Source organism: Pseudomonas sp. 1L-C-7-B-C1, from assembly GCF_057291635.1.
In genome coordinates, this window is the sequence record NZ_JBXAWH010000030.1 from 1 (window position 1) to 1,202 (window position 1,202).

1 protein-coding gene is annotated in these 1,202 nt (G+C 57.2%); it reads left to right on the forward strand.

The features are described from left to right. Positions 1 to 1,202 (forward strand): DUF6531 domain-containing protein (locus tag AC0Z8Z_RS25205; protein WP_485620942.1); only part of this gene is annotated, 1,202 nt, incomplete at both ends.

Sequence of the window (1,202 nt, forward strand, 5' to 3'; positions counted from 1 at the left end):
GATGCGCTGAATGACATCGTTCGGCTGGCGACGAGTGAGAAGCGCGATCCGCTGGATTGGGTCAGTTTGGGCATCAATTTGATTGGCGTCTTGCCAACGCCGCCGACTATGGCGGCAGCCCGGATGAGCTTACGGCCGACGTTGTTTCTGGTGCGTCAGGAGATGCGGCAGGCGGGGAAGTTGGTGTTGGGTGATTCGCTGATCGAGGTGCTGATCGGGCACCTCAATGCGGACATCGTTGGAACGCTTGATGACTTTGTAATGCAGGCGCAGACCAAGCTTGCTGGCATTCTCGATGACGCGGGGAAGCTGGGCGAAGGCGTGCTGAACGAGATCGCCAAGGGTCTGGAAAGCGTGGTCAACGGCGATCTCGATGCCGAGGGCAGTCTGCTTGAGGCGGTGCAACTGATCAGCGATGGGCGCAAGCAGTGGGACTACGATCCCAAAGGCGCGATTTCCAACATCTTCATCGCGGTTGCCGATGTTTACATCGCAGCCGGCCAAAAAATCGTCAACGGCACCGTCGAACATCTTGTGCCTGAAGCGCTGAAAGACCCGGTACGCAGAAAGGCTAAGTCGTTGCGCGCCATGGGGTCAGAGCTTCGGGCCCAGATTAATGGTCTAGCGGATCCTGGGGTTCAAAACTCGATTGGAGCGTTGCTGCAGACGTTGGCTGGAGCGGTTGTAAGTTGGCGTTCCCGCAATGGGCATGGTCAGTCTTTCAACATCAAGCCGGGAGTGACCAATCAGGCCAAGCGTCGGGGCAGCGAAGGCAAACTCGAAGTTGTTCAGCGTGAGAAGCCTGCCAAGGGCCGGCCCAACGTACTGAAGAAGTGCACATGTGCCTGTCCTTGCGCCTGTAACTGCGGCTCAACGGGGAACAGCATCAGTTTTGCGATGGGCTCGGAGTCGGTCAGTCATACCGATTTCAGCCTGCCGGGGCCGTTTCCGATTGAGTGGACGCGGACTTATTGCTCGAGTCTGGATGCCTTCGATCATGACGTGGTGGGCGCGCGATGGATCACGCCGTTTACTACGCGGTTTGATTGTGTGGGTGACAGTTTGGTGTTTCATGACGCCGACGGACGCAGCCATGAATTTCCTCTGCCCAAGGTCAAGCTGTTTCACTTCAACGCCATTGAAAACCTGACGGTCGTTCGCCTCAGCAAAGATCGGTTATTGCTGATGCGTGGCCTGGATCA